The 21,550-nt window shown below is 62.0% G+C and carries 16 protein-coding genes; 13 read left to right on the top strand and 3 right to left on the bottom strand.

Annotated elements, in window-relative coordinates; all coding sequences use genetic code 11:
- The first annotated feature begins 75 nt into the window (after positions 1-75).
- From OKW20_RS14895 to exoR, 6 genes are all read left to right on the top strand, one after another.
- Complete coding sequence (locus OKW20_RS14895; protein WP_043611551.1) at positions 76-741, top strand: protein-L-isoaspartate O-methyltransferase family protein; 666 nt, start codon at positions 76-78, stop codon at positions 739-741.
- A gap of 288 nt (positions 742-1,029) precedes the next feature.
- Positions 1,030-2,403 carry a TolC family outer membrane protein gene (locus tag OKW20_RS14890; protein WP_043611553.1) on the top strand — a complete coding sequence of 458 codons (1,374 nt, stop codon included), beginning with the start codon at positions 1,030-1,032 and terminating at the stop codon, positions 2,401-2,403.
- A gap of 207 nt (positions 2,404-2,610) precedes the next feature.
- Positions 2,611-3,420 carry a DUF2497 domain-containing protein gene (locus OKW20_RS14885; protein ID WP_429173224.1) on the top strand — a complete coding sequence of 270 codons (810 nt, stop codon included), beginning with the start codon at positions 2,611-2,613 and terminating at the stop codon, positions 3,418-3,420.
- A gap of 121 nt (positions 3,421-3,541) precedes the next feature.
- Entirely contained in the window at positions 3,542-6,382 is a 2,841-nt protein-coding gene (locus OKW20_RS14880) for a valine--tRNA ligase (protein ID WP_192446049.1), read from the top strand.
- A 496-nt stretch (positions 6,383-6,878) separates the two neighbouring features.
- A complete protein-coding gene (locus OKW20_RS14875; RefSeq protein WP_429173221.1) occupies positions 6,879-8,153 on the top strand; it encodes an OmpP1/FadL family transporter in 1,275 nt (424 codons plus the stop codon).
- A 469-nt stretch (positions 8,154-8,622) separates the two neighbouring features.
- Positions 8,623-9,429, top strand: a complete 807-nt coding sequence (gene exoR / locus OKW20_RS14870) for an exopolysaccharide production regulator ExoR (RefSeq protein ID WP_429173219.1) — start codon at positions 8,623-8,625, stop codon at positions 9,427-9,429.
- A gap of 77 nt (positions 9,430-9,506) precedes the next feature.
- On the opposite strand, the gene xth is transcribed toward exoR, so the two are convergent.
- On the bottom strand, positions 9,507-10,304 hold the full coding sequence (gene xth, locus OKW20_RS14865; RefSeq protein ID WP_429173217.1) for an exodeoxyribonuclease III: 798 nt from the start codon (positions 10,302-10,304) through the stop codon (positions 9,507-9,509).
- Positions 10,305-10,511: 207 nt separating this feature from the next.
- Here xth and OKW20_RS14860 point away from each other — a divergent pair, with 207 nt between their 5' ends.
- Complete coding sequence (locus OKW20_RS14860) at positions 10,512-11,975, top strand: phospholipase D-like domain-containing protein (protein ID WP_043611566.1); 1,464 nt, start codon at positions 10,512-10,514, stop codon at positions 11,973-11,975.
- Between the two features lie 60 nt (positions 11,976-12,035).
- Here the strand turns inward: OKW20_RS14860 and erpA are convergent, their stop codons facing one another.
- On the bottom strand, positions 12,036-12,368 hold the full coding sequence (gene erpA, locus OKW20_RS14855; RefSeq protein WP_043611569.1) for an iron-sulfur cluster insertion protein ErpA: 333 nt from the start codon (positions 12,366-12,368) through the stop codon (positions 12,036-12,038).
- 212 nt (positions 12,369-12,580) lie between these two features.
- On the opposite strand from erpA, the gene OKW20_RS14850 reads away from it, so the two are divergent.
- Positions 12,581-13,798 carry a deoxyguanosinetriphosphate triphosphohydrolase gene (locus OKW20_RS14850; RefSeq protein WP_043611571.1) on the top strand — a complete coding sequence of 406 codons (1,218 nt, stop codon included), beginning with the start codon at positions 12,581-12,583 and terminating at the stop codon, positions 13,796-13,798.
- A 96-nt stretch (positions 13,799-13,894) separates the two neighbouring features.
- Positions 13,895-15,655, top strand: a complete 1,761-nt coding sequence (gene argS, locus OKW20_RS14845) for an arginine--tRNA ligase (protein WP_043611573.1) — start codon at positions 13,895-13,897, stop codon at positions 15,653-15,655.
- A gap of 6 nt (positions 15,656-15,661) precedes the next feature.
- Here argS and OKW20_RS14840 read toward each other — a convergent pair whose 3' ends face one another.
- Complete coding sequence (locus tag OKW20_RS14840; protein ID WP_245281558.1) at positions 15,662-16,639, bottom strand: hypothetical protein; 978 nt, start codon at positions 16,637-16,639, stop codon at positions 15,662-15,664.
- A 30-nt stretch (positions 16,640-16,669) separates the two neighbouring features.
- Between OKW20_RS14840 and OKW20_RS14835 the strand changes: the two genes are divergently transcribed.
- The 4 genes from OKW20_RS14835 (at position 16,670) to scpB (ending at position 21,471) form a co-directional block, all read left to right on the top strand.
- The gene (locus OKW20_RS14835) at positions 16,670-18,661 is read left to right on the top strand and encodes an SPOR domain-containing protein (protein WP_245281559.1); all 1,992 of its coding nucleotides are present in this window, start codon (positions 16,670-16,672) and stop codon (positions 18,659-18,661) included.
- A 154-nt stretch (positions 18,662-18,815) separates the two neighbouring features.
- The gene (gene nagZ, locus OKW20_RS14830) at positions 18,816-19,832 is read left to right on the top strand and encodes a beta-N-acetylhexosaminidase (RefSeq protein WP_043611577.1); all 1,017 of its coding nucleotides are present in this window, start codon (positions 18,816-18,818) and stop codon (positions 19,830-19,832) included.
- Between the two features lie 99 nt (positions 19,833-19,931).
- Positions 19,932-20,750: a segregation and condensation protein A gene (locus OKW20_RS14825; protein WP_429173212.1), complete on the top strand. Its 819-nt coding sequence runs from the start codon at positions 19,932-19,934 to the stop codon at positions 20,748-20,750.
- Positions 20,743-21,471 (top strand): SMC-Scp complex subunit ScpB, encoded by a 729-nt coding sequence (gene scpB, locus OKW20_RS14820; protein WP_043611581.1) that lies wholly within the window; start codon positions 20,743-20,745, stop codon positions 21,469-21,471. Before OKW20_RS14825 ends, scpB begins: the two co-directional genes overlap by 8 nt.
- The last annotated feature ends 79 nt before the right edge of the window (positions 21,472-21,550 follow it).

Below are 21,550 nucleotides of genomic sequence, written 5' to 3'. Positions count from 1 at the left end.
CGGGAGCCAGTAGACGATCGTGCGTGCTTGCCCGAAACCGGGCGCCGCGCCTATCCGGACCACGAGGGCACTACCATGAATTTCGAAGCAGCGCGCACCAAGATGGTGGACAACCAGATCCGCACGACGGATGTCACGTCCCACTCGATCCTGTCCGCGTTCCTGAGCGTGCCGCGCGAGGAATTCGTGCCTGCCAAGATGAAAGAGCTCGCCTACATCGACACCGATATCGCGCTCGAGGTTGCCAACGGCAACGCGCCGCGTTTCCTGATGGAGCCGTCGCCGCTCGCCAAGCTTCTCCAGTTGGCCGAAATCGCCAAGTCCGATGTCGTTCTGGAGATCGGCTGCGGCACCGGCTATGCATCCGCATTGCTGTCGCAGGTTGCAGGTTCGGTCGTCGCGCTCGAAAGCGATGAAGGCCTCGCTGCCACCGCGACCGAAACGCTGTCCCGCCTCGGCTACGACAACATCGCCGTCGTAACCGGCGAACTCGAGAAGGGATACGCCGCCGAGGCACCCTACGACGTGATCTTCGTTCACGGCTCGGTCGAAGTCCTGCCGACCGCTTTGTTCGGTCAGCTGCGCGATGGCGGGCGGCTCGTGGTCGTTGAAGGATTTGGCAATGCTTCTCGCGCTAAACTCTATGTGCACGAGCACGGAAAGACGTCCGAGCGCCCCGATTTCAACACCGCGGTCAAGCCGCTCCCCGGCTTCCGTCGTGCACAGGAATTTGTTTTTTGAGGTCCCACTTATTGAGGGATATCAACAATTAAATGCGCTGCTAAAATAACAATGTTGCCAATTCGCAACGGGGTACTTGTTTCTTTTTGAAATGGCTGCGCAGAGTATGGCTGCCCAGTTGTCGGAATGCTGATTCCGGGTTTCAAAGAGTGCAGTGGTAGTGATTTGCTCACCAGTGGGCGGTGTGAGCGCTTCATCGCCGTGTCTAGTTGGGGTCGCTTTTTGCAAAAAGAGCGGCGCCGCGGAAATAGAGGGCAGGCTCTGCCGCCCCGATCGGAGAGAGAAGTAATGGTGTCGATTGTCCGCAAAGCGGCCCTCATGGCCGCCGTTTCGACAAGCTTGCTGCTTGCACCGCAAGCAGTACTGGCCGAGACGATCTTCGGCGCAATGGCCAAAGCCTACGCAAACAACCCTGACCTGAACGCCGCGCGGGCCGGCCTCAGGGCGACCGATGAGAGTGTGCCGATCGCCAAGTCTGGCTTTCGCCCCCAGGTGGCGGCCTTCGCGTCCGGAACGCTTTCGACCATCGACAGGGAAAAGACCCTGAGCCAAGACATCCACCAGGGACAGGTCGGCATCACCGTAAACCAGATGGTGTTTGACGGCTTTCAGACACTGAACAATGTTCGCGCCGCCGAATCGAACGTGTTTGCAACCCGCGAATCGCTGCGTGCCAACGAGATATCGATCCTCCTTTCGGCCGCGACCATCTATTCCAACATCGCGCGCGACCAGCAGCTCGTATCGATCCGCAAGCAGAACATCGCCTTCCTTCAGGAGCAGGTGAACGCGGCCAAGGCCCGCCTCGACGTGGGTGAAGGCACCCGCACGGACGTGAGCCTCGCCGAAGCGTCGCTGGCCAACGCGCAGTCGCAGCTGATCGTCGCCGTCGCTCAGCTCAAGCAGAGCGAAGCGACCTATGTGCAGATCGTCGGTGATGTGCCGCGGGGCATCAAGCAGGCTTCGCCGGCTCAAAAGGCCCTGCCGCGTTCGCTCGATCAGGCCGTCGCGACCGGGCTGCGCGAAAGCCCGATCATTCTGTCGGCACAGTACTCCGTTGATTCGGCCGGTTATCAGGTCAAGTCGGCCGAAGGCACGATGCTCCCGGGCGTGACGCTGCAGGGTCAGGTCGGTCGCACCACCGGGAACGCCGGCGAGCTTGGTCTGGACACCAACAGCTCCAGCATCACCGCTCGCCTTGAGGTTCCGATCTACCAGGGCGGTGCCGAATACGGCCAGATCCGCCAGGCGAAGGAACGCCTGGGTCAGCAGCGCATCCTCGTCGATTCCGCTCGCGCTTCGGTGCAGCAGACCATCGTCTCCGCCTATGCTCAGCTGGAAGCCGCGATTGCGCGCATCTCTGCCAACAAGGCGCAGATTTCCGCTGCCAAGCTGGCGCTCGATGGTGTGATCGAAGAGCGCAAGGTCGGCCAGCGCACGACCCTCGACGTACTCGATTCGCAGCAGGACGTGCTTCAGGCGCAGGAACTCCTCGCTCTGGCGCAACGCGACGCCGTTGTCGCCAGCTATTCGCTGCTAGCGGCCTCCGCGCGGCTGACGGTCAAGGACCAGGGGCTTCAGGTCGCGGAATATCGCTCCGAGGAGCACTACGAGGCGGTCAAGGACAAGTGGATCGGCCTGCGGACCGTGGACGGTCGCTAAGAGCGTCCTCTCGTCTTTCCAGAAATTGCAGGAGCGCCCCGGTATCCCCGGGGCGTTTCTATTTTTTCCCTGAAAACAAATCTGTGCAAGAATCCGGGGGACTGATTCGTGGCGTTTGTTTCGTCCACGAACTCACTTAAGGTTTGTCGGAAATCGGCGCATGTCCAGTTTTGGAACACATGTCTGCCGCGTCAAACGAGGATGGAAATGGCACAGCTCAATGTCGCGCGTGAACCGTCGATGGATGAAATCCTGGCATCCATTCGCAAGATCATTGAGAGCAACGAACCCGGCCAGGCCGGATTCGCGCCGCAGGAGCAGTTCGAGGACGAGGCCAGCGACGAGATCGAGCTGACCATCGACAGCGAGATCGAGACGATCGCCTTTGGCCGACGCGATGAGCGGGACGAGCCCCCCAAGTCGGCCTCCGTCGCGCCGGCCGTGGACAGCCCGGCGGTACAGACGGAGCCGTCGTCGGCAGCACAGCCGCCGCTTTCGCTGGCCGATGTCGCGGCGCGGGTTCGGGCCGCCTCCGAGCGTCATGCCACGGGTTTTCCCGCACGGGAGGTTCAGCCTGCGCCGCAGGTCGTCGCCATTCAGGACAGCCCTGTCGTCACCTCGCGCATGGCCGCGGTTTCTGCCCCGAAAGCGCCGGTGATCGAGCCGGTTGCCGAAGTTGAGGCGCCGGCCGAGCCGGAGGTCGCCGCGCCCCTGCCAGTCGAACTACCGGAAGTTTTAAGCGCGATTCCGCCCGTGGCAGCTGTCGCGCTGGATGCGCCCGCGCCGGAGACGGCACTTGCGGCGATCGTCTCCCCGGAGGTCGGCCGCAAGGTCGCTCAGTCCTTCGGCGACCTTGCCCACGCAGTGGATCAGGGATCGCGACGTTCCTTTGATGAAATTGCCGAGGCGATGCTGCGGCCGATGCTGCAGGAATGGCTCGACGACAATCTTCCGACGCTTGTCGAGCGGCTCGTTCGCGAGGAGATCGAGCGGGTTGCACGCGGCCCTCGGCGCTAAAAGCCGAAGCCGAACATCAAGGAAGCCGCGCGATCGTCGCGGCTTTTTGCGTTCATGTTGACTTGCACCGGCCGTTCTTGTTTACAAGACGCTGACATCAATCTCGTAAATTGGCTCCAAAATGCTTGATAAGACCTACGATTCCGCATCCGTCGACCCGCGTATCGCCAAGAAGTGGGACGAAGAAAACGCGTTTCGTGCAGGGGCGGGTGCCAAGCCCGGCGCCGACAGTTTCTGCATCGTGATCCCGCCGCCGAACGTGACGGGTTCGCTGCACATGGGCCACGCGCTCAACAACACGCTTCAGGACGTGCTCGTTCGCTTTGAACGCATGCGCGGCAAGGACGTGTTGTGGCAGCCAGGCATGGACCATGCCGGCATCGCGACCCAGATGGTCGTCGAGCGCAAGCTGATGGAGAGCCAGCAGCATCGCCGGCAGATGGGCCGCGAAGCCTTCATCGAGAAGGTCTGGGAATGGAAAGCCGAATCGGGCGGGCTCATCTTCAACCAGTTGAAGCGGCTCGGCGCGTCCTGTGACTGGTCGCGCGAACGCTTCACCATGGACGAAGGGCTGTCCGAGGCCGTTCTTGAGGTCTTCGTTTCGCTCTACAAGGAAGGCCTGATCTACAAGGACAAGCGCCTGGTCAACTGGGACCCGAAGCTTCTGACCGCGATATCGGATCTGGAAGTCGAGCAGCACGAGATCAACGGCAACCTCTGGCACCTGCGTTATCCGCTCGAGCCCGGCGTCACCTTCGACTATCCGGTTGCCTTCGATGAAGACGGCAAGGCGACCGAGTGGGAAAAGCGCGATTATCTCGTCGTTGCCACCACCCGTCCCGAAACCATGCTCGGAGACAGCGGCATCGCCGTCAATCCCGAGGATGAGCGCTACAAGCCGCTGATCGGCAAGCACGTCATCCTGCCGATCGTCGGTCGCCGTATTCCGGTCGTTGCCGACGACTACGCGGACCCGACCGCCGGCACCGGCGCGGTGAAGATCACACCTGCGCATGATTTCAACGACTTTGACGTCGGCAAGCGCGCCGGTCTGCGCGCGATCAGCATCATGACGATCGAAGGGCGCATCACCATCAAGGACAACGAGGATTTCCTCGAAGGGCTCAGCGATCCGGCTGCCCTGCATGGCGCCTGGGACGAACTCGAAGGCAAGGACCGCTTCGAAGCGCGCAAGATCATCGTCCGCATCTTCGAAGAGGCGGGCCTGCTCGACAAGATCGAGCCGCACAAGCACATGGTTCCCCATGGCGATCGCGGTGGCGTGCCGATCGAGCCGCGCCTGACGGAACAATGGTACGTCGATGCGAAGACGCTGGCGAAGCCGGCGATCGCCGCTGTCAAGGAAGGCCGCACCAACTTCGTTCCGAAGAACTGGGAAAAGACCTATTACGAGTGGATGGAAAACATCCAGCCCTGGTGCGTTTCCCGTCAGCTTTGGTGGGGGCATCAGATTCCGGCCTGGTATGGTCCGGACGGCCAGGTCTTCGTCGAAAAGACCGAGGAAGAGGCGCTGCACGCCGCGATCCAGCACTATCTGGCGCATGAAGGCCCGATGAAGGCCTATGTCGAGGACTTGCTCGAGAACTTCAAGCCGGGCGAAATCCTGACGCGCGACGAAGACGTGCTCGACACCTGGTTCTCCTCGGCGCTCTGGCCGTTCTCCACGCTCGGCTGGCCGAACGAGACGCCGGAACTGGAGAAGTATTACCAGACCGATGTTCTGGTCACCGGCTTCGACATCATCTTCTTCTGGGTCGCCCGGATGATGATGATGGGCCTGCATTTCATGAAGGATGCCGACGGTACCCCGGTCGAGCCGTTCCATACGGTCTATGTCCATGCGCTCGTTCGCGACAAGAACGGCCAGAAGATGTCGAAGTCGAAGGGCAACGTCATCGATCCGCTCGAACTGATCGACGAATACGGCGCCGACGCCCTGCGCTTCACGCTGGCGATCATGGCGGCCCAGGGGCGCGACGTGAAGCTCGACCCGGCGCGCATTGCCGGCTACCGCAACTTCGGCACCAAGCTGTGGAACGCGACGCGCTTTGCCCAGATGAACGGCGTGACCAGCAGTGATGGCTTCATTCCCGAAGCCTCGTCGCTCACCGTCAACCGCTGGATCCTGACGGAACTGTCGCGCACCATCCGGGACGTTACCGAGGCGCTCGATGCCTATCGCTTCAACGACGCGGCCGGCAGCCTCTACCGGTTCGTCTGGAACCAGTTCTGCGACTGGTACCTAGAACTGCTGAAGCCGATCTTCGGTGGCGAGGACGAAGCGGCAAAGCGCGAGTCGCAGGCTTGCGTCGCTTACGTTCTCGACGAGATCTACAAGCTGCTGCACCCATTCATGCCGTTCATGACGGAAGAACTCTGGGCGCAGACGGCGGGCGAGGGGCAGGAGCGCTCGACGTTGCTGTGCCACGCCGAATGGCCGGCGCCGTCCTATGCCGATGACACGGCGGCCGACGAGATCAACTGGCTGATCGATCTGGTCTCGGGCATTCGTTCGGTCCGTTCGGAGATGAACGTTCCGCCGGCGGCAACGGCACCGTTGATCGTGGTCGGTGCCAACAACCTGACGCGCGAGCGCCTGCAGCAGCATGCCCAGGCGATCGGTCGCCTGGCGCGTGTCGAGCACATCGATCACGCCACCGTCGCCCCGCGCGGCAGCGCCCAGATCGTCGTTGGCGAGGCAACGGCCTGCCTGCCGCTCGGAAACCTGATTGACCTCTCGGCCGAGAAAGCGCGGCTTGAGAAGGCGATCGCCAAGGTGGAAGCCGAGCGCGAGCGCATCCTCGGCAAGCTGGCAAACGAGAAGTTTGTCGCCAACGCCAAGCCGGAGCTGGTCGAAGCGGAACGTGAGCGTCTCGTCGAACTCGATCTCCAGAAGGAATCGCTGAGCGTTGCGCTGACGCGCGTCGCCGAGGCCGGCTGAGGCGAGAAATTCGCCGGGAACGACGCGGGCGTTCAAGGGAATGCGCGACGGTCAAGAATCGAAATCCGCGGCAGAAATGCCGCGGATTTTTATTTTAGAAATACAAGATAAACTTCCGCCTATCGAGATTTGGCATTGATTCGATCAGTTGAATCCGCTGGGCGAGCGATTAAGCGCGCGTGGTGTTTGAACGGAACTTCAACGGAGTTTTTCGCCGTTCTACCGCAAAAAGCGATAATGTTGTTCCGGTGACACAGGTTTTCGATGGTTTGGAAATCCATTCTAATTTAGTGGATTTCATCCATGATTTTAGAAAAATGGTTCCGATCTGGCGCCATTGTGGCTAAATCATGAGAATCTTACGTAAATTCTGTGACCGATCGAGCGTGCTACCTGCTAGATCTCGCATTTGCGATTTCACGGGATCGTGAGAATACTTCGGCCCACACGACATGAGGTGGAATGTCGCAGTTTGCAGTGCAGGGGGAGGAGCTGGATGGCTCACATGAATTTTAAGCGGGGTGTTCTGTCGGTAGCAGCGGGTTTGCTGTTTGCCTCCGCCGCGCACGCGGGCGGTCTTGAGCGCGGTGGTTACAATATCGATCTGCTGTTCGATCCGTCGGACTATGCTGCAGAAGCATCGGCGACCTATGTTAATCCGCAGCGTGAACTGAACAATGTGAAGGATGGCAACCGAACCAGCCCTTTGCTCGGCGGTGACGGCGATCTCAGCAATCGTCCGAGCGAGGGCATTCGGGACACAGAAAGCTACTGGGTGCCGCGTGTCGGCATCAAGGCCGGTTTTGGCGACAGTGTGGACTGTATGGCTGATTACTCGCAGCCCTGGGGTGCGCACAGTAATCCAGGCATCAATTGGGCGGGCGCCAACGACAACATCGAGACCAAGATCAAGAGCGACAACTATGCGGCGACCTGCTCGTATAAGTGGGCTGTCGGGCCTGGCCAGTTTCGGGTCATTGGTGGTGTCTTCTATCAGGAGGTCAGCGGTTTCAAGGATCGACTGGCGCTGGGCAATCTTCCTGCCGCTTTCGGAACGGGTGTCGGTCGGCTGAAGCTGGAAGGTGACGGCTACGGCTGGCGTGCTGGCGTTGCCTACGAAATCCCGGAGTATGCCGTTCGTGCGAGCCTAGTCTACAACAGCGCCGTCGATCTGGGTGATGTCACCGGCACGCTCGATCTGCGCGAGATCAAGGTTCCCGGCAACCCGCTGTTTGGCAAGGTTACCGACGTCTATGGCACGGCGGACATGCCGGACTCGCTCGAATTCAAGATCCAGACCGGTGTGGCTCCAGGCTGGGTCGTCTTCGGCTCGGTCAAGTGGACGGACTGGAGCCAGCTTCAAAGCCTGCCCTTCTGCCCGACCTCCACACGCGGTGCCGTTGCCTGTACGACCGGAAGCGTAGTTGAAGCCACATCTCTGGATCTCCTCTATCGCGACGGCTGGACGGTTTCGGGTGGCGTAGGACACAAGTTCGATGAAAAATGGAGCGGAGCGGCCAGCCTGACCTGGGATCGTGGTACGAGCACTGGCCTTGGATCGCAGACCGACACCTGGACGCTGGGTGCCGGTGTTTCCTATGCGGCGAGCGAGAACATCGAATGGCGCTTGGCCGGTGCGGTCGGTCTCATGACCGGCGGGCATTCCGGCGTCGTCACCAAGGATGGTCGCGAGTACGGCAAGCGCGTTTCCTATGATTTCGACAGCGATTTTGTCGGCGCCATTTCGACATCTGTCAAAGTCAAGTTCTGACCCTTCGCCCTACTCATTGCTCAAGGCCCGGTTTTTACCGGGCCTTTCTTTTGTGTGGAGCCCCTTAACCACGCGTCCGCACTGTCCCGCAATGTGACGATTCAGCAACACTTTTAATGCTAGAGTTTGCTAGGATCAGACTCGTTCCGGCTATGTCCATTTCCCGCCACAAACAGGGAGCAGCGATATAGGAACAAGCCTGCAATGTGAGTGTGATACCTGCAGCGTTTGGGGTGAAATGAAACTTGGATCGACGACCGTCATGACAGATGTGGCCTGCGGCACGCCAGTGCAAGTGGTCCATTAAAATGACAGCTTCGGGAACTATGTCGAAGTTTCATTGTGGAAAGATTGCGTCGGCTCGGTCGGCGAAGTGGGTGAAGTTCGCGGCGGCGGGTCGTCCGGGCTTGTGTGTTTGCAGCGGTGATGGGTTCGGCGTGGCCGGCTGGAACGGAAGAATTAGACTGTGATGCTTGCGGGTGAACTAAAGTCACTAAAGGTTGCGATACTCGGCGTGTCGCTGGCGGTCTGTGGGACCCTCGCCATGCCGGCCTACGCTTTTGATCCCGGTGCGGGCGTCACCAAGGAATCGGGTCCTTTCGCCCTCTTCAAGTTCGGGTTTTCCGCCTACAAGAATGGCCGCAAGGACGAGGCCGTAGAAGCTTACAAATACGCTGCCGAAAAGGGCCACACCGGCTCCCGCTGGGCTCTCGCCAACATGTACGCCTATGGCGACGGTGTCGCCGAGAACGACCTCGAAGCCTTCAAGATCTACAGCGAAATCGCCCAGCAGGGCGTAGAGCCGGGCTCGGAAGACACCGGTTACTTCGTCAACGCGTTGATCTCCCTTGCCGGCTATTATCGCCGTGGTATTCCCGACAGCCCGATCAAGTCCGACCTGTCCCAGGCGCGCCAGCTCTATTTCCAAGCGGCATCGACCTTCGGCGTCGCCGAGGCGCAGTTCCAGCTCGCGCGCATGCTCCTGTCGGGCGAGGGCGGTAGCGTGAACGTTCAGCAGGCCAAGAAGTGGCTCAACCGTGCGCGCAAGAGCGGTCACGCCGGCGCCATGGGTGTCTTTGGCAACGTGATTTTCCAGGAAGGCCAGACCGTTCGTGGTCTTGCGTTCATGACCGCGGCGCTCGATCAGTGTTCGCCGAAGGATCGGCCCTGGATGCAATCGATGCAGGAGCAGGCCTTCTCGCTTGCCAGCGAGGACGATCGGCGCACGGCCATCGCACTGTCGCAGAACCTGCATATGCAGGGCGACGACGACTGATTGTTTCGTCGGACGATCCCCAAACCGGCCCGGCCCAGGGATCATTCTCCACATAGTAAGATCTGGAATAACGCGCCTTAGGCTGAAGTGGGCGCGAACGAAAACGTTCCGATCACGGGCACGTGGTCCGAGGGCTTCTCCCAGGCGCGGACATGCTTGTCGATGGATGTCGACACCAGGCGGTCGGTTGCCTCCGGCGACAGCATCAGATGGTCGATGCGGATGCCGAAATTCTTCGGCCAGCAGCCGGCCTGATAATCCCAGAACGTATAGAGCGGCACAGCGTCCGACGTCGCGCGCACCGCGTCGGTGAAGCCGAGATTGCGTAGCCGACGAAATGCCGCGCGCGTTTCCGGCAGGAAGAGGGCGTCGTTCTGCCAGACCCTGATGTCCCAGCAGTCGTGTTCCTCAGGGATGACGTTGTAGTCGCCGGCAAGGATGAAGGGTTCTTCGAGCAACAGGCGCTGCTTCGCATAGGCCTCAAGCCGGCGCATCCAGGCGAGCTTGTAGGGGTACTTCTCGCTGTCGACGGGATTTCCGTTCGGAAGGTAGAGCGAGCAGACGCGAATCACGCCGCCTTCGACCGAGAAGACACCTTCGATGAACCGTGACTGTTCGTCCGTATCGTCCCCAGGCAGGCCCCGGTTGACCTCGTCCGGCCGCAGCTTAGAAAGCAGCGCGACGCCATTGAAGCCCTTCTGGCCGTGTGTTTCGACATGATAGCCGAGCGCTTCGATCTCGAGGCGCGGAAAGCCGTCGTCTACCGACTTGATTTCCTGCAGGCAGACAATATCCGGCCCGCTTTCCTTCAGCCAGGCCAACAGGCTGTCGATTCGCGCCTTGACGCCATTGATGTTCCAGGTGGCAATCTTCATGGCTCGAAACGCCCTTCCATGTCGGTTAAGTCCTTGGCGGGCTCATTTCTAGCCGCTCCGGATTCTTTTGACAAATCCGCTACCTGCGGGTTTTCAACAGCGCGCGCGAAGCGCGCCGGCGCTTCTTATCGGGGCAGCGGCGGTCGATACGGTATACGCTTCAGGCGCCGAATTGATTCCGCCCGATGGCCGGCTATAGTCCCGCCCATGATCGATCTCGTGCAGAATTATTGGCCGCATATCCTGGCGCTCCTGTCCTTCGCGCTTGGCATCCCCGCGGCCATTCATGCCGCGATGACGAAGGACGACGTGCGCGCCGCGGCCGGCTGGGTCGGTGTCGTCCTGCTTTCGCCGATCGTCGGCGCACTGATATACGCCGTTGGCGGCATCAACCGCATCAGGCGCTCCTCGATCGGCTCGCAGCGCGCGCTGTTGCGCGGGCAGGGGCCGGATCAGTTCGGCCGCTTCGACGTGTCGGACGCTGACATAGCGGTGCGGTTCGGCGACCGGTTTGCGGCGATGAAGATACTCGGCGACCGCGTTTCGCGCCATCGCATGTGCACGGGCAATCGCATATCGGTGCTCGCCGGCGGCGACGCCGCCTATGCCGCGATGTTGGAAGCGATCGCTGGCGCGCGGCGCTCGATCCTGCTCGAAAGCTATATCTTCGATCGCGACGTCATCGGCCTGCGCTTTGCCGACGCTCTGATCGCGGCCGTGGCGCGCGGCGTCGAGGTGCGGGTGCTGATCGACGCCGTTGGCGCGCGTTACTCTGTGCCGAGCATTGTCGGGTACCTGGAGGCGGCAGGCGTTCCGACGGCGGTGTTCAACGGCAACATCATCATGGGGCTACGGCTGCCCTATGCCAACCTGCGCACGCACCGCAAGATCCTCGTGGTCGACGGTCAAGTTGCCTTTGCCGGCGGCATGAACATCCGGGTGGGCTTCACCAGTGAGATCGCCGGTCAGTCACCGGCGCAGGACACGCATTTCCGCATGCTCGGGCCGGTGGTCGCCGATATCTTCCAGGTCTCGGCCGAAGATTGGCAATTCTCAAGCGGCGAGGTTTTGGCGGGTTCCGCCTGGGCGATCGAAGAGGCGCCGCTGCCGGCCGAGGCGCCGTCGGTGTTGATGCGCGCCGTGCCATCCGGGCCGGACGCCACCAACGAGACCAATCACAAGATGCTCATGGGGGCGTTTTCGGTCGCGCAGAAGAACATCCGGGTGATGTCGCCCTATTTTCTGCCGGACCGCGAACTCATCAGCGCGCTCGTCACGGCCGCGCGCCGCGGCGTCGAGGTGGATGTCATCGTTCCCGCGGTCAACAATCTGCTACTGGTCGACAGGGCGATGACTGCGCAGTTCGATCAGGTGCTGAAGGGCCATTGTCGTGTGTGGCGGGCGAAGGGGGCTTTCAACCACTCCAAGCTTTTGACCGTGGACGACCGCTGGGCCTATGTCGGGTCCACCAATCTCGACCCACGCTCCTTGCGGCTTAATTTCGAGTTCGATCTCGAGGTTCTCGACCAAGGGTTCGCCGAGGCGATCAATCGCACGATCTCCGACATTCTCGCCTCAGCGGAGCCGGTCACGCTCGAAAGGCTGCGCAAGAAGTCCTTCGCCGATCGATTGGCGAACCGCATTCTCTGGCTGGGATCGCCCTATCTCTGACGCAAACGGCTCCGTTCGTGGTTGAAACGGAGCCGGCGAAGAAGGCGTGAGGCGCTGGCGTCAGATGGAGAAACTCGTTCCGCATCCGCAGCTTGCAACCGCATTCGGATTCTTGATCTGAAACGACTGGCCGAGCAGGTTGTCGACGAAGTCGATTTCCGAGCCGCCCATATAGACAAGCGACAGGCTGTCGATCAGCACCTTTGCCTCGTGCTTTTCCAGGACCAGGTCGTCATCATTGCTGCTGTCGACCAGGTCGAACTTGTAGGAAAAGCCCGAGCAGCCGCCGCCCTCGACGGACACCCTCATGGCGTTGTTGTGGCTGTCGGAACGCAGGATCGTGGCGATCCGCTTCGCTGCAGCATCCGAGAGGGTCACGGTTTCATGCGTCATATCTGCCTCCTGCCGGGGTCAAGAACCGGAGAGAATTGCCCTATATTCAAGCACGCGATCTGGCCGGTTTCGGGGCTTTATTCAAGACCGGCGGCCAAGCCGTTGCCTCCGCTTGCGGAATCGGTCGATCTTGCATCACGCGTTTCCGTAGCTTTCACTATAGGTATGAAGGCTTGAATGCCCCGTCAATGGGACGACGAATTAGGTGGAAGATGACATTCGACAAAAATGCGCTCGGCTTCGGTTATGGTGAACATGCGCCGTTCGCGTCGAATCCCTGGATGACACGCGGCCGGCTCTTTCCCGAAGCGACGAGCGCGACGCGCTCCGATTTTCAGCGCGACCGCGACCGCATCGTGCACACCACGGCGTTTCGCCGCCTGAAGCACAAGACGCAGGTCTTCATTGCCGCCGACGGCGATCACTACCGCACCCGCCTGACGCACACGATCGAGGTGGCGCAGATCGCCCGGGCTCTGGCGCGCGCGCTCAAGCTCGACGAAGATCTGGCCGAGGGCGTCGCTCTCGTGCACGATTTCGGCCACACGCCCTTTGGCCATACGGGCGAGGATGCCCTTCACGACATGCTGAAGCCCTATGGCGGCTTCGATCACAATGCCCAGTCGCTGCGCATCGTCACCAAGCTCGAGCGGCGCTACGCCGAGTTCGATGGGCTGAACCTGACCTGGGAGAGCCTGGAAGGCCTGGTCAAGCACAACGGGCCGTTGCTGACTGCAGACGGTGAGGGCACCCGTGGGCCGGTGCCGCAACCGATCCTTGATTATTGCGCGCTGCATGATCTGGAACTGGCGAGCTTTGCGAGCCTCGAGGCGCAGGTCGCGGCCATCGCCGACGATATCGCCTACAACACCCATGACATCGACGACGGCCTGCGGGCCGGCTATCTCACCTTCGAAATGCTCGAGGACGTGCCGTTTCTCGCGCGCCTGATGCGCGAGGTTCACGACCGTTATCCCGGTCTTGAGAGCAGCCGCTTCACGCATGAGATCATGCGTCGGCAGATCACGGCGATGGTCGAGGACGTGATCGGCGTCGCGCAACAGCGCATCGGCGAGATACGCCCGCAGAGCGCTGCTGATGTGCGCCAGGCCGGCACCGTGATGGCGACCTTCTCCGAGGAGATGGGCGAGACGGACAAGCAGATCAAGCGCCTGCTGATGACCCGGATCTACCGGCACCCGGAAGTCATGCGCGTGCGCGAAAATGCCGCCTCGATCGTCTGCGAGCTCTACCATGCCTTCATGGACGACCCGCAGCTGATGCGGGAGCACTATTGGATCGACCAGATTGCCGGCATGGCGGAGCCGGCGCGGGCGCGGCACGTCGGCGACTACCTCGCCGGCATGACTGACACTTTTGCGATCAGCGTGCACAAGCGCTTGTTTGACCATACGCCCGATTTGCGCTAGGGACGCCCCGCCCGGAGGCTTACGGTTCGGCCGAACCGAGCCTCCTTTTTGAGTTTTGCGCCGGTCACTCGTGGCCGGGAAAAGCGGACGGATCAGATGAATCTCTTCACGGACTTCGAATCAAGAATTAAGGACATTCTCGAAACGCTTGAAAGCGTTCGAGAAAAGCGATCCGAGCTTGACTTCGGCCGTGTCAATGTCGAGCCGCCGCGCGATCCGAGCCATGGTGATGTTGCGACCAATGCTGCGATGGTGCTGGCAAAGCCGCTCGGCATGAACCCCCGCGCGCTTGCCGAACTCATCGTCGAGAAGCTCAAGCAGGACCCGGAAGTCACCGACGTTTCCGTTGCCGGTCCGGGCTTCATCAACGTCCGCCTTTCGGTTTCCTACTGGCAGAAGCTGCTGTCGGACATGGCGCGTGCGGGCGTCGACTACGGCCGCAGCGCACTCGGTGGCGGCCGCAAGGTCAACGTCGAATACGTATCGGCCAACCCGACCGGCCCGATGCATGTCGGCCATTGCCGTGGCGCCGTTGTCGGCGACGCGCTGGCCAACCTTCTGGCCTTCTCCGGCTATGAGGTCACCAAGGAATACTACATCAACGATGCGGGGTCGCAGATCGACGTTCTCGCACGGTCGGCATTCCTGCGTTATCGCCAGGCTCTCGGTGAAGAGATCGGCGAGATCCCGCCGGGCCTTTATCCGGGCGATTATCTCGTGCCGGTCGGCGAGGCGCTCGCCGACGAATACGGCACCAGCCTTCGACTGATGCCCGAAGACAAGTGGATGCCGCTCGTCAAGGACCGGACGATCGACGCGATGATGGCGATGATCCGCGAGGATCTCGCGGCGCTGAACGTCAATCACGACGTCTTCTTCTCCGAGCGCACGCTGCACGCGAACGGTGCTGCCGCCATCCGCACCGCGATCAACGACCTGACCTTCAAGGGTCACGTCTACAAGGGCACGCTGCCGCCGCCGAAGGGGCAGTTGCCGGAAGACTGGGAAGATCGCGAGCAGACGCTGTTCCGCTCGACCGAGGTTGGTGACGATATCGACCGGCCGCTGATCAAGTCGGATGGCAGCTATACCTACTTCGCCGCCGACGTTGCCTATTTCAAGGACAAGTTCGACCGCGGCTTCGACGAGATGATCTATGTGCTCGGCGCCGACCACGGCGGCTACGTCAAGCGTCTGGAAGCGCTGGCGCGCGCCGTCTCGGGCGGATCGTCGAAGCTTACGGTTCTGTTGTGCCAGCTGGTCAAGCTCTTCCGCGACGGCGAGCCGGTGAAGATGTCGAAGCGCTCCGGTGACTTCGTCACGCTGCGCGACGTCGTCGATGAAGTCGGCCGCGATCCGGTGCGCTTCATGATGATCTACCGGAAGAACTCGGAACCGCTCGACTTCGATTTTGCTAAAGTAACAGAACAGTCAAAGGATAACCCGGTCTTCTACGTGCAGTATGCGCATGCGCGCTGCCGCTCGGTCTTCCGCCAGGCTGCGGAAGCATTCCCGGACCTGAACCTCGAATCGGCCGATCTCGCCAGTGCCGTTCTGGGCCAGATCTCGGATCCGGCTGAGCTGCAGCTCGTTGCCAAGCTCGCAGAATATCCGCGAGTCATCGAGGCTGCGGCGCAGGCTCAGGAGCCGCATCGCATCGCGTTTTACCTGTATGATCTTGCCGCCGCCTTCCACGGTCATTGGAACAAAGGTAAAGAGAATCCAGAATTACGTTTTGTTAACGATAAAAATAGAGAATTAAGTACTGCCAGACTCGGGCTGGTGCATGCTGTCGCTTCGGTATTGAAATCCGGCCTGTCTATTACAGGCACCTCCGCACCGGAGGAAATGCGATAAGTATTGTCACCATTTTCCCACAATGCACTGGCACAGCGATACAGGCAATTGTGAGTGGAGAGCATGGCAGACAAACAATTCGCACGAAGCGGGCCGGCTGAATTCGATGTATTGGCAGACGATGATCCGTTGGCCGAACTCGCCCGGATCGTCGGTTACGATGCCCGGCCGGCCGTCCAACAGTTGCAGGAACTGCAGCGACACCAGGAGGCGGTGCGTCAAGACCCCGCCTTCGATCTCGAAGACGAACTGCTTCGCGCGTTCGACAGCTACGACGCGCCGCGGTCCGTGCCGCAGCCGGCTGCAGTCCAGCCGGCTCCGATCGAAGAACCGCGGTTCGAGGCTGTAGCCGAACAAGATGAGCCTCGGTTCGAGCCGGTAGCAGAACGCGTCGTCGTGCACGAAGAGCCGGTGGCGGAGCCCGTTGCCGAGCTTGAAGAGCCGGTGTTCCTCCAGCCCGAACGCGTCGAGTCGGCGCCAGCCCCCGTCGCTGACGAGGACTATGCCGAGGTTCACGCCTTCTCCGTCGCGCCGCAGGTTGCCGAAGCCGGCAACACTGAGGCCTACGTCGATGAGCCGGCGTTCGACCTTGAACGCGAACTCGAGTTGTCGCTTGGCGAAGCCGACCTGTTGTCGGACGATGTTGCCGAGGTTGCTCCTCACGTCGAGCCGCAGGAAAGCGATCCACGTGACCAGATCGTCAATACGTGGCAGCCGCCGGCCGTCGAAGCCGCTTCGGCCTGGGCCGAGCCGGCTCCGGTTGCAGATGCGTTTTCGGCCTTTGAACAGCCGCGCTTCGATGTGGTGGCCGAAGAGCGCGAAATTGTGCCTTCCTATCAGATTGAGCCTTCCTATCAGGAAGACCTGATCGCAGCTCAGCCAGTCGTCGAGCAGGATGTCGCTCGCGACGATCTCTTGGCCGACATCGAACGGTTCCCGGTTCCGCCGGTTGCCGCGATGGTTGCCGCCGCGGTCCAATCGCATCCCGCTCTTCATTCGGAAACGCAGCCTGTCGTGGCACCGGTGGTCGCGCCAGCGGCTGCCACTGCCGCTCCGATAAAGAAGAGCCCTTATCCCTTTACGCCCACCTTCAGCCGGGCGACGCCGGTCGCATCCGCCTCGGGTGCCAGCCAGCAGCGTGCCTTTGCCGGCCCGCTGGTATCGTCGGTCGCAACGCCCGTTGCAGCTGTTGCTGCGCCGGTTACTGCCGTCGCTGCTGCCCCAGTCCAGGTCGCGGAACCCGTGGCCGAGGCGGCCAAGCCAGTTGCGCAGCCGGAGCACGAGCCGAGCTTCGACATCGAGAACTTCGAAATGGAGCTCTCCGACGAGGCGCTGAAGCTCGACTTTGCTGACGTTGTTTTCGATGAGCCGGTCGTTGCCGCCGTCGTACCGCAAACACCGGTGAAGCCGGCCGTGCAGGCCGCCATTCCGCAGCGCGAGCCGGAGCGGTTCGTCGAACCTTACGTCGCCCCCGCGCCGGTCGAGCGCCAGGAAGCACAACCCGAGAGCACGCTGCCCTTCGATCCTTCGATGATTTCCGAAGCCGAGAACGGCGTGGCGCCGATCGCGGACATGGACGTGCCGCAGCTGCCGGTCATCGAGACGGAGAAGCCGGTCGCCTATCCGGCCGACTACGATCTCGATATCGATGCGGAAATGGCCCAGCTCTTCGGAACGCCGGCTCCGGTGAAGGAAACCCGTCCGGCTGCCGTCGAAAAGGTAGAACCGGCCCGTCCGGCGCCGGCTGTTGCCGCTGCTCCGGCCTTGGGTCAGGGCTCGCTTGACGATTTCGACGAATTTGAGAAGGCGATGGAAGAAGACTTCCGCCGCTCGATCGTCGAACGCCCGGCCGTCGCCCGCGATGCCGAACGGCTTTCCGCGGCGCAGGGCCAGCAGGATGCCGGCGAATACCGCGAATATGGCACCGGCCGTCGCTCGCAGCGCACGATGTTGCTGGCGGCAAGCGTTGCCGGCGTCATCATCCTTGGTGGCGCTGCCGTCTACGCCTGGATGGGCGGTAGCGGCGCGGTCAACTCGGCCGAAGGCCCGAAGATCATTCTGGCGGACAAGGCCCCGGTCAAGGTCGTGCCCGAGGAGAAGGGCGGCAAGACCGTGCCGAACCAGGACAAGGCGGTTTATGATCGCGTTGCCGGTGCTCAGGCTGGCGCGCCGCAGCAGGAAGCCTTGGTCTCTTCGACCGAGGAGCCGATGGATGTCGTCCAGAGGACGCTGACGCCGGAAACCCTGCCGCTCGAAGGCAGCAACGAGGCCGAAACCCTGCAGACGGCTCTGCCGAACGAAGAGGACGGCGATCGCCTGCTGCCGGATGGCGGCAATAGCGAGACCGCGGCCCAAGAAGAAGACAAGACGCCGGCCGTCGCACCGAGGAAGGTGCGCACGATGATCGTCAAGCCGGATGGAACGCTGGTCGCTCGCGAAGAGCCGGTTGCAGCACCGGCGACCGATGTCGCCGGCACGACCCAGCCGCTGCCCGCAACGCCTTCGAACGACGTCGCGGCTGCAGGTCAGGCTTCCGCCAGCACCGACCAGGTCGCGCTCGCAGCAACGGGCAACGCCAACATCGAGCAGGTTCCGGTGCGCAGCGTTACGACGACGGCTTCCGCCGGTGGCGAAAAGGCTCCGACGCCGCAGACCCGCCCGGCCGCACAGCCGGTGGAAAACGCCCGCCCGGCGCAAGAGCAGGCCGCTCTCCCGGCTGAGACGCAGCCGGCACAGCAGGTTGCCACCGCATCGGTTCCGGCCGGTGGCTACTTCATCCAGGTCGCCTCTCTGCCGTCCGAAGCCGAGGCGCAGAAGTCCTACAACAGCCTGTCGAACAAGTTCGGAAGCGTCATTGGCGGCCGCGGTGTCGACATCCGCAAGGCGGAAATCGCCGGCAAGGGCACCTACTACCGCGTCCGTATCCCGGCCGGTTCGAAGGACGAGGCCAATGCCCTTTGCTCCAAGTACAAGGGCGCCGGCGGAAGCTGCCTGGTTACCAAGTAAACGGGCATAGTGATCGAGTTGACGAAAGGCGCGGCCGAGGAGGCCGCGCCTTTCGCGTTTTCGGGCTTCCAATTGCCCCATGACCTTGTGAAATGAGTGGGGGGCCCTGTCTTTGTGACTTCGCGCCGGGCAGCCCGCGCTCTATGCTTTTGGGATGAGCGAATCAAAAGCATTTATCTCCGGCTGCAAGGGCCTTTCCCTCACGAGCGACGAGCGCGATTTCTTCGCGGCAGAACGCCCGTGGGGTTTCATCCTGTTCGGGCGCAACATTGGCGAGGCGCAGCAGATCTCGGATCTGGTGGCAGCCCTTCGCGACAGCATCGGCAATCCGAATGCGCCCGTGCTCATCGACCAGGAAGGCGGACGCGTTCAACGCATCCGCCCGCCGCTCGTTCAGCAGTATCCGAATGGCGCGGCGATCGGCGAGATCTACCGCCGCGACGGGGAGCTCGGTCTGCGCGCCGCCTGGCTGATGGGGCGCTTGCATGCCTTTGACCTGATGCGCTTCGGCATCACCGTCGATTGCCTGCCGGTGCTCGACGTGCCGGTGCCCGGCAGCCACGACGTCATCGGCAACCGCGCCTACGGCCACGATCCGGAGACCGTCACGGCCATCGGCCGTGCGATGGGCGAGGGGCTGAAGGCCGGCGGCATGCTGCCGGTGATGAAGCACATGCCGGGCCACGGCCGCACCTTCGTCGATTCGCACCACAATCTGCCCGTCGTCAGCGCCACCTTCGACGAGCTTGCCGCGAGCGACTTCCTGCCCTTCGTTGCGATGAAGGACGAGGTAATGGCGATGTCGGCGCACATGGTGTTCACAACGATCGATCCGGACAATCCGGCCACCACCTCTGCGAAGGTCGTGCGCGAGATCATTCGTGGCCATATCGGCTTCGACGGCCTGCTGATGTCGGATGACGTGTCGATGAACGCGCTTGCCGGCGACATGACCACCCGCGCGCGCAACATCATTGCCGCGGGACTTGATCTCGTCTTGCATTGTCATGGCATAATGGAGGAAATGAAGGCCGTCGCGGATGTCGTGCCGGTTCTGGCAGGTGAGAGCTTGCGCCGGGCGAGGGCCGCAGAAGCCGCGTTCCGTGCGCCCGACGATGCGAGCGAAGTCGATTTGCGGGCGGAGTTCAACGCCCTGTTTGCAACGGTCTGAGGCAACGAAGACTGAAGGCAACAGAGACTGAAAGAAAGGGTCGGGCTGCCAGTGAGCAATGCGGGCGAAAGACAAGGCAAGCCTGCGTCGAAGGCGCCGATGGACCCGCTGTGGCAGGACGAGACTGCCGAGCGCGGACTGCATGAGGAAGCGCTGGTGGTCGATATCGCCGGCTTCGAAGGCCCGCTCGACCTGCTGCTGCATCTCGCCCGAAGCCAACGCGTCGATCTTTCGCGCATTTCCGTCCTGGCGCTCGCCGAGCAATACATCGCCTTTATCGAGCGGGCGCGCAGCATCCGCATCGAGCTTGCGGCCGATTACCTCGTCATGGCGGCGTGGCTCGCTTATCTGAAGTCGCGGCTGCTGATTCCGCAGCAGGCGAAGGATGACGGTCCTTCTGGCGAAGAGATGGCCTCGGCGCTCGCCTTCCGGCTGAAGCGGCTGGAAGCGATGCGCGAGGCGGCGACGCGGCTCATCAACCGAAACCGGCTTGGCCGGGACGTGTTCGTCCGCGGTGCACCGGAGCATATCGTCATCGAGAGGAAATCCGGTTTCGACGCTTCGCTCTACGATCTGCTGAGCGCCTATGCGAGCCTGCGCCAGCGACAGGCGATCACCCAGGTGACGATCGAGAAGCGCCACGTCTGGTCGCTGTCCGATGCGCGGCTGATCCTGGCCCGTATGATCGGCGGCCTCGACGACTGGACGGCGCTCGATCACTTTCTCGTTCGCTACATGACGACGCCGAAGGAGAGGGCAACGGCAATCGCCAGCTCCTTTGCCGCGTCGCTCGAAATGGTTCGCGAGGGCCGCCTCGAAATTCGCCAGGAAGAAGCCTTCGCGCCGATCTATCTTCGACGCGGACCAAATCCGATCGATGCGGAGACCCTTGCCGAGATGGAGGCAGCCCGTGGCTGAAGCCCAGAAGTACCTGCCTGGCGTTCCCGACGAGGAGGACGAGATCGAAGCGGCATCTTTCGATCCACGGCTTGAGCAGGAAGCCGAGCGTATCGCCGAAGCCCTGGTGTTCGCTTCGGCGCAGCCGGTGTCCGAGGCTTACATCGAGAGCCGGCTTCCGCTGGGTGCCGATGTGCGCGCGATCATGCTCCGGCTGAAGGCCCTTTATGCGACGCGCGGCGTCAACCTTGTCCAGGTGGCAGACCATTGGGCCTTCCGCACGGCCGCCGACCTCTCCTTCGTCGTTCAGACCGACGAACAGGAGGTCCGCAAGCTTTCACGAGCCGCCCTCGAGGTTCTGTCGATCATTGCCTACCATCAGCCGGTCACGCGCGCCGAGATCGAGGATATCCGCGGCGTGCAGACCTCGAAGGGCACGCTCGACGTGTTGATGGAGGCGGGCTGGGTCCGCTTTCGCGGGCGCCGGCGCACACCGGGACGTCCGGTGACCTTCGGCACGACGCGCGACTTCCTCGATCACTTCGGCCTTGAGGAACTGCGCGACCTGCCGGGCATCGAGGAATTGAAGGGCGCCGGGCTGCTTTCCGGCCGCGTGCCTTCGAACCTCAACATCCCTGTTCCGACCGGCGACGACGAACTCGCCGAGAACGAGGATCCGATCACCCAGCTCGATCTGGAGGAACTGGGGCTCTTGACACCGAAGGGCGAAGAAGCCGATTAGAAAAACCTGATTATAGATATCGGCTTTCCATGGCGTCGGGCCCTGCTGGCCCTGCGCCACTGGTGTCAAGGAATGCAAG

Source organism: Ensifer sp. LBL (assembly GCF_050435225.1).
In the GTDB taxonomy this organism is placed as follows: Bacteria; Pseudomonadota; Alphaproteobacteria; order Rhizobiales; family Rhizobiaceae; genus Ensifer.
This window is presented reverse-complemented; position numbering and strand designations above follow the sequence as displayed.

Bases quoted from the DNA above. Each gene is read 5' to 3' on its own strand.
- OKW20_RS14895 (WP_043611551.1), top strand. From the start codon at position 76: ATGAATTTCGAAGCAGCGCGCACCAAGATGGTGGACAACCAGATCCGC.
- OKW20_RS14890 (WP_043611553.1), top strand. From the start codon at position 1,030: ATGGTGTCGATTGTCCGCAAAGCGGCCCTCATGGCCGCCGTTTCGACA.
- OKW20_RS14885 (WP_429173224.1), top strand. From the start codon at position 2,611: ATGGCACAGCTCAATGTCGCGCGTGAACCGTCGATGGATGAAATCCTG.
- OKW20_RS14880 (WP_192446049.1), top strand. From the start codon at position 3,542: ATGCTTGATAAGACCTACGATTCCGCATCCGTCGACCCGCGTATCGCC.
- OKW20_RS14875 (WP_429173221.1), top strand. From the start codon at position 6,879: ATGGCTCACATGAATTTTAAGCGGGGTGTTCTGTCGGTAGCAGCGGGT.
- exoR (WP_429173219.1), top strand. From the start codon at position 8,623: ATGCTTGCGGGTGAACTAAAGTCACTAAAGGTTGCGATACTCGGCGTG.
- xth (WP_429173217.1), bottom strand. From the start codon at position 10,304: ATGAAGATTGCCACCTGGAACATCAATGGCGTCAAGGCGCGAATCGAC.
- OKW20_RS14860 (WP_043611566.1), top strand. From the start codon at position 10,512: ATGATCGATCTCGTGCAGAATTATTGGCCGCATATCCTGGCGCTCCTG.
- erpA (WP_043611569.1), bottom strand. From the start codon at position 12,368: ATGACGCATGAAACCGTGACCCTCTCGGATGCTGCAGCGAAGCGGATC.
- OKW20_RS14850 (WP_043611571.1), top strand. From the start codon at position 12,581: ATGACATTCGACAAAAATGCGCTCGGCTTCGGTTATGGTGAACATGCG.
- argS (WP_043611573.1), top strand. From the start codon at position 13,895: ATGAATCTCTTCACGGACTTCGAATCAAGAATTAAGGACATTCTCGAA.
- OKW20_RS14840 (WP_245281558.1), bottom strand. From the start codon at position 16,639: ATGCGATTGGACCGCGGCGGCAACCATCGCGGCAACCGGCGGAACCGG.
- nagZ (WP_043611577.1), top strand. From the start codon at position 18,816: ATGAGCGAATCAAAAGCATTTATCTCCGGCTGCAAGGGCCTTTCCCTC.
- OKW20_RS14825 (WP_429173212.1), top strand. From the start codon at position 19,932: ATGGACCCGCTGTGGCAGGACGAGACTGCCGAGCGCGGACTGCATGAG.